The organism is Acidovorax sp. SRB_24 (genome assembly GCF_012931925.1).
This window is the reverse complement of the sequence record NZ_MWOM01000309.1, coordinates 1-311: the sequence shown is the minus strand read 5'-3', so window position 1 is coordinate 311 and position 311 is coordinate 1. Positions and strand designations below refer to the sequence as shown.

The window sequence follows — 311 nt, the reverse complement described above, 5'->3', positions numbered from 1 at the left end:
ACGATCTGCGCGCGCGTGCCGCGCACGGCCTCGACGTAGGTGGCGGTCTTGGTGGCGACGGCGGAGAGCAGCTGCAGGAAGTTGAGCGCGGTGCGCTCGGCGCTGAGCAGCGCGCGCGCGTTGCCGGCGATCTCGAGCACCACCTGATCGGCGGCGCAGCGCTGGCCCTCGGCGACGTGCCAGGTCAGGCGCACGCCGGGGTCGAGCGCACGCAGTGCGGCCTCGGCCCAGGGCGCGCCGCACACGATGGCGCTCTCGCGCGCGAGCACCCGGGCGCGCACGGTGCGCGCGGGGTCGATCAGGCCGGCGGT

1 protein-coding gene is annotated in these 311 nt (G+C 76.5%); it reads right to left on the bottom strand.

The window, feature by feature from the left end:
• Nucleotides 1-311, bottom strand: a 311-nt coding sequence (locus B2J89_RS23390; RefSeq protein WP_371809121.1) for a nicotinate-nucleotide diphosphorylase, incomplete at both ends; no start/stop codon positions are given.